The sequence below is a fragment of the Calyptranema fuscum S582 genome, from assembly GCF_055793305.1.
This window is the reverse complement of the sequence record NZ_JBSLYH010000072.1, coordinates 20,703-27,840: the sequence shown is the minus strand read 5'-3', so window position 1 is coordinate 27,840 and position 7,138 is coordinate 20,703. Positions and strand designations below refer to the sequence as shown.

Sequence of the window (7,138 nt, the reverse complement as noted above, 5' to 3'; positions counted from 1 at the left end):
TCCTAATGAACCATTCAATTGCTGGTAGTGGTATTCATGTAATGATTTTTTGTGGCGCGGGCGACGCCCGCGCCACAAAAAATCATTCCTTTTTTAGGACTACCCCATTGCTATATAGCGATCCTATTTGATTCGCGAAAATGATTAGTTGCGAAAGCGCCCGCTCGAAGGGCGGGCGCTTTCACAACTGAAATAAAAGTTGCAAAAAGTTTTTGAACGAATTATCGCATCCCTGTTAACCGATCAAAAAAGGGTTTCACCCTCTTTCACAAAATCCTGTAGAGGAGCTAGATGTAGAGTATAAGGAATTAAGCATTAAATAAAACCCTAATGTTAAACAGGAGAGATACCATTGATGGTGTTCAAACTATAGCAATTCTCAATGGCATGAAGTAAACAGTGTTTTGTGAGAGCCGCGCTCCGCGCGGCTCTCACAAAAATAACGATGGCTGCCTACGCAAGCGCAAAGCGCTGTCAGAAAATACAGGTTCCGTTCTACTCTATCTACTCAGTCTGCCTTCCATGTCCAACAAAGCTATTTTGTGTGTTGATGATGAAGAAGTTATCCTCGAAAGTCTTAAAGAGCAGCTAAAACGGCGGTTTGGACAGAAATATGTCTATGAAACGGCTGCCAGTGCCGATGAGGCCTGGGAAATTTTGGAAGACCTGGAAACAGAGGACATAGAAGTTCTAATTATTGTGTCAGATTGGCTGATGCCGGGGATGAAGGGTGATGAATTTCTGATTCAGGTACACCAGAAATATCCTCACATCGTCACTGTGATGCTGACCGGACAGGCAGATGAAACGGCGATCGCTCGTGCCCAATCGGAAGCCAACTTGCATTCGTGTCTTCACAAACCCTGGACTGAAGAAGAACTGGCATCTACCATTACATCCGGGTTAGAAGAATAAAAAGCGCTGCTGACTTCGGGTATGGATTTGACCGTAAACCGCTATTCAGCCGTGCTAGAAAAAATGGTCTGGAGATAGAGAAATTGCCTGGAATAGGAAGGAAGCAGGAGAAGAAGGAAGAAGACGGGAGAAGACGGGAGAAGACTAAAACAAAAGGCTAAAATAAACTCTTTAGCTTGAAGTTTGTCTGTTTTCGGATATCCTCTGGCGTTGGTGCAAACGGCGTTCTTCCGGTCATCTTGCCCTCCTCCCTCCTACTCTTCTCCTGTTAACGATTCATGAATAACTTAGCCATTCTTTGTATAGACGATGAAGAAGTTGTTTTAGAAAGTCTGAAAGAGCAACTCAAGCGCTCATTCGGCAAAAATTACTATATCGAGACCGCAGAAGATGGAACGGATGCCTTGGAAATTCTGGACGAATTGCAGGTAGACCAGGTAGATGTCGCGTTGGTCATTTCCGACCAAATTATGCCGGGAATCAAAGGGGATGAGTTACTGATCGAGATTCATAAACGTCATCCCAAGACGTTGACCATTTTGCTGACCGGGCAGGCAAATGCAGAGGCGATCGGGAATGCTGTGAATCGGGCAAATCTCTATCGCTACATTGCCAAACCCTGGGACGAAACCGACCTAACGCTAACCGTAACCGAGGCATTACGCCGCTATAGCCAGGATCAACAATTAGCCCAACAAAATGCCGAGCTTCAGCGGATTAACCAGGAATTAGAAGAGTTCAATGCGTCGTTAGAACAAAAAGTAGCTGAACGCACGGATGAACTACTTTTGGCAAACCAGCAGTTGCAACGAGCAAAAGAATCTGCCGAAATTGCCAATCAGGCAAAAAGCGTGTTTTTAGCCAACATGAGCCACGAACTGCGCACCCCATTAAATGGGGTGTTAGGCTATGCCCAAATTCTTTTGCGAGAACGAAGTCTGACGGCTCAACAAAAAGACGGCATTCGCATTATTCAACAGTGTGGCTCTCATTTACTGACGTTGATCAATGACATTCTGGATATTTCTAAAGTTGAAGCCCAAAAATTAGAACTCATTCCTAAAAGTTTCTACTTATCTTCATTTTTGACCGATGTTACTGAAATCTGTCGGCTCAAGGCTGAGCAAAAAGCGATCGCCTTTCGCTCTTACGTAGATGCCCAGATTCCCGAAATTATCTACGCTGACGAAAAACGTCTGCGCCAAATCTTATTGAACTTGCTGAGCAATGCCGTCAAGTTCACCAAAACAGGTGCAGTGGTGTTTAGAGTGTCCGGGGTCAGTCCTCAGCGATTAGATGCCAGACAGGCGGCGATCGCTCAACCGAGTTACGCTCAGAATATGCCTGAGCAATCCCACCAGCACCCGATTGGAGATAGGCATCAGGACGATCCATTCACTCCCCTGCTCTCTCCCGCTGCCGCTTTCTCCTACCGTCTGCGCTTTGAGGTCGAAGATACCGGCGTCGGCATCGCGGCTGAGGAATTGGATCGGGTTTTTCTACCGTTTGAACAGGTTGGCGATCGCTCTCAACGGTCGGAGGGAACCGGCTTGGGCTTGGCGATCGCTTACAATCTGGTGTCATTGATGGGCGGAGAACTCCAGGTCGAAAGTCAGTTAGACAGGGGCAGTCGCTTTTGGTTTGAAATTGATGTGGCAGTGGGCACCGAGGCAATCCCGCTGATGACCCAACCGAGTTGTCAGACGATTACAGGCTATGAGGGAGCACGGCGCACTATTTTGGTGATTGATGACCGTTGGGATAATCGAGCTGTGGTGGTGAATTTATTAAAACCGCTGGGATTTGAATTAATCGAAGCTGCCGATGGGCAAGCAGGACTGGAACAGGCGATCGCCGTTCACCCCGATGTGATCATTTCAGATCTGGTGATGCCTGTGATGGATGGATTTGAGTTAATTCGCCATTTGCGCGATCGCCCTGAGTTTCGCAAAACCGTCATCATTGCCTCCAGTGCCAGTGTGTTAGAACCCGATCGGCAGCGCAGCCAAGCCGCAGGCTACCAGGCTTTTTTAGCAAAACCGATCCAATCCGAAGAATTACTCAATTTACTGCAAACAGAGTTGCAACTCCGTTGGATTTGCGACAATGAACAAGAGAGTTTAATCGCTAACGAAATCGCAATTTCTGAAGTTGGAGAAATTGTCATGCCGTCTGCCGAGGAGTTAGCTAACCTGTATGAAGCCGCTCAAATTGGGCACATCGAACGGGTTAGTCAAGAAGCCACTCGTTTAGCCCAGTTAGACTCTCGTTATCAAGCGTTTTCAACCAAAGTTTTGAGTCTTGCTCAACAATTTGACGATGAAGCGATTGTGCATCTCATCGAAGTCCATATGGAGAATTTAGGTAGTTCAGATTTTTAATCAAGCCTTATGACAGAATCCCGCAAGGCTCAAATCCTGATTGTTGATGACCACCCAACCAACATCAAAGTTATTTCAGATTTGTTGGTTAACTATGGTTTTGAAGTTCTGGTCGCCAAAGATGGAGAAAGCGCTCTCAGAAAGCTCCAACGAGTTTTGCCGGATCTGATTTTGCTGGATGTGTTGATGCCGGGAATGGATGGGTTTGAAACCTGCCGCCATTTAAAAGAACACGACGAAACCAAAGATATTCCCGTGATTTTTATGACGGCGTTGTCTGACCCGGTAGACAAAATTAAGGGGCTGACGCTGGGTGCAGTGGACTACGTAACCAAGCCATTGCAGCACGAAGAAGTAATTGCGCGGGTCAACGTTCACCTGAAACTGAGAAATTTAACCAAGCAACTGAGCGATCGCAATGTTCGTTTGCAGGAAGAAGTGCGATCGCGGCAATTGGCAGAAACAGCTTTGCGTCGCTCCGAAGAAAAATTTTCTAAAGCGTTTCGGTCAAATCCAGGCCCCATCATCATTACGTCGCTAGACGACGATCGGTTTATTGAAGTCAACCAAAATTTTTGCAGCATTACCGGCTATGCGATTGAAGACGTGCTGGGCAAAACTACGGATGAACTGAATCTCTGGGTTAAACCCGCCGAACGCGATCGCTTCCGTCAGGTGCTCAAACAGGTGGGCAAAGTGATTCGTCAGGAATTGGAGTTTTATAGCAAATCTGGCGCTATCAAAACCATGCTGGTTTCGGCAGAGGTGATCACGGTGGGCGAGATGCCCTGTGCCCTGTCAATGACCTACGACATTACAGAGTGCAAACGGGTCGCGGCGGCGTTAGTCGAAAGCGAAGGCAAATATCGCAATTTAGTCGAAACGTCTCAAGATATTATTTGGTCGATTGGTCTGACGGGCGAGCTCACCTTTATCAACCAGGCTGTCGAGCAGGTATTGGGATTTAAGCCGGAAGAAATGATCGGTCGTCCACCTGCCGATTTCATTTTGCCGGAGCGCAGACCGCAAGACCTGGAAGCGATTCAACGGGTGTTAGCCGGTGAGCAAATGTTTCAATACGAGAGTGCCTGTCTTGCCAAATGTGGCAGAAAGGTCGATCTCGTGTTTAAGGCAATTCCGCTCAAAGATAAAGCAGGCACCATCATTGGTGTCACGGGCACTGCCATTGATATTAGCGATCGCAAGCAAGCCGAAGCCGTGTTACAAGAAAGCGAAACGCGCTTTCGTATGTTAATTCAGCATTTGCAGGTGGGGGTTTTGCTCCAGGGGGCAACGGCTGAAATTTTGTTGTGCAACCCCAAAGCGCTGGATCTCCTGGGTTTAACTGAGGATCAGCTGTTAGGAAAAACATCCTTTGATCCCGCCTGGAACGTATGGCGCGAAGATGGTTCCCCCTTTCCCAGTTCAGAACATCCCGTGCCGCAAGCGATCGCCCAGCGACGACCGATTCTCAATGTGGTGATGGGGGTGTATCGCCCCTATCAAGGCGATCGGGTGTGGCTGCTGGTGAATGCAGAGCCACACCTAGATGCTGAAGGGAATGTACAGCAGGTGATTTGTAGCTTTAGCGATGTCAGCGACTACAAGCGCGTGGTGTTTGCCCTGCAAGCCAGTGCCGAGCGTGAACAGGCCGTGATGCGCATTATTGAGCAAATGCGGCAGACGTTGAATGTTCAAGAAATCTTTAAAACCACCACCCAGGAATTGCGCGAATTACTCAAGTGCGATCGCGTTGCCATCTATCAATTTAACGACGACTGGAGTGGCTGTTTCGTTGCTGAAGCCGTTTTAGAAGAATGGATGCCGCTGATCGAAGAACAAGCCCATCATCCAGACTTGGCGGCAAGTTTGTTAAATGACGAACATTGCACCGTTCAGCACATGAACCTGTCCCAAACCCGGATCGAAGATACCTATCTGCAAACTACCCAGGGGGGAATCTACAGCGAAGGGGTAGACTATTTCAGCGTCAACAATATCTACGATGCAGGCTTTAGTGAGTGCTATCTCAATCTGTTAGAACGCATTCAAGCCAAGGCTTACATTACCGTTCCGATCCGCCAGGGCAATCGCCTTTGGGGGCTATTGGTGACCTATCAAAATGCCAGTTCGCGCCAGTGGCAAGAAACAGAAATTGGCATCGTCGTCCATATTGCCGCGCAAATGGGTGTGGCATTGCAGCAGGCAGAACTGTTTACCCAAATTCGACAGCAGACCCAAGAATTGCGCAAAGCTAAAGAGCAGGCGGATGCTGCCAACCGGGCTAAAAGCGAATTTTTGGCAAACATGAGCCACGAACTGCGAACGCCACTCAATGCCATCCTGGGGTTTACCCAATTACTCAGTCGAGATCCGGCGTTAAACGAAAACCATCAAGAGCAATTAGACATCATTTTGCAAAGCGGCGAACACTTGCTGAGCTTAATTAATGATGTCCTGGATATGTCAAAAATTGACGCCGGCCGGATGACGCTGAATGAGACTAATTTTGATCTGTATCAGCTTTTGGATGGCTTAGAAGAAATGCTGTTGCAAAAGGCAACCTCTAAGGGGTTGCGGCTTCGGTTTGAACGAGGGTTAGATATTCCTCAGTTTATTCATGCCGATGAAGCAAAATTGCGGCAAGTGTTGATCAATCTTCTGGGCAATGCCATCAAGTTTACAGACCGAGGTGAGGTGACGTTGCGGGTGACCGCCACGCCTGCGCGATCGCCTATACCTGACACAACCGCAGAGGCACAAGAGCCAACCCCGATGACCTTGCCGCCGTCTTTGATCCTATCGTTTGAAGTCAAAGACACGGGCCCCGGCATTGCACCCGAAGAAATTCCCCAATTATTTGAAGCTTTTGTGCAAACCGATGCCGGACGCCAATCGCAAGAAGGAACCGGATTGGGCTTAGCCATTAGCCGTCGGTTTGTGACGCTGATGGGGGGTGATATTGCGGTTAAAAGTCGCTTGGGCGAAGGGGCAACGTTTACCCTGCATATCCCGACGTATCATGTCGTCGGCACCCGTCTTAATCCAGACATGAACCTGGGTCAAGTCTTAGGGTTAGCACCCAACCAACCTGCGTATCGAATTTTGGTTGTCGAAGATCAGTTAATCAATCGCATGTTGCCGGTGCGGTTGCTAACAGATGTCGGGTTTGAGGTGCGAGAAGCGGTCAATGGCAAGCAGGCACTGGAGGTATGCGAAACCTGGTCGCCCCACTTGATTTTGATGGATATGCAAATGCCTGTATTAGATGGGTATGAAACAACTCGCCATATTCGCTTGACGGAACGATTGCACCACACGGCGATCGCCAATCCTCCTGACAAAATCGTGATTATTGCACTCAGCGCCAGTGCCTTTGAAGAACAACGACAGAAAATGCTGGCAGCAGGCTGCGACGACTGTATTTATAAACCGTTTAAAGCCAACGAGTTGCTATCTATGATTGCTCGCTATCTCAATGTGCATTATATTTTTGCCCCAGAGCCAGAGTCTGGCGATCGCATCGAACGAGATTTCCTCAGACCCGAGAGCAGCACAGCCATCGATCTATTAACCACGCCCAGTTTCAGTCTCATGTCAGAAGAATGGCAATCAGAACTGCTGTATTATGCGTCTTTACTCAATGTCAAACAGTGCGTCCGCTTGATTAGACAAATTCCTCAGGAATTGACTGAATTATCAGATGGGTTGATGAATTTAGTTAATAGTTTTCGGTTCGACATTATTATCGAATTAATCGAGAAATCTCAGCGGTATCAATAGCGATCGCCGATGCTGGTTCAGGTGTGCATAGCTAACTCTTTTAGGATCGTCATTGAATA

At 47.9% G+C, this 7,138-nt stretch carries 3 protein-coding genes; all 3 read left to right on the top strand.

The features are described from left to right. Nucleotides 1–522 precede the first annotated feature (522 nt). On the top strand, nucleotides 523–915 hold the full coding sequence (locus ACR6Z4_RS29445; RefSeq protein ID WP_479720921.1) for a response regulator: 393 nt from the start codon (nucleotides 523–525) through the stop codon (nucleotides 913–915). 278 nt (nucleotides 916–1,193) lie between these two features. Continuing rightward, nucleotides 1,194–3,296, top strand: a complete 2,103-nt coding sequence (locus tag ACR6Z4_RS29440) for a response regulator (RefSeq protein ID WP_479720920.1) — start codon at nucleotides 1,194–1,196, stop codon at nucleotides 3,294–3,296. A 9-nt stretch (nucleotides 3,297–3,305) separates the two neighbouring features. Then, nucleotides 3,306–7,079: a PAS domain S-box protein gene (locus tag ACR6Z4_RS29435; protein ID WP_479720919.1), complete on the top strand. Its 3,774-nt coding sequence runs from the start codon at nucleotides 3,306–3,308 to the stop codon at nucleotides 7,077–7,079. Nucleotides 7,080–7,138: the final 59 nt, after the last annotated feature.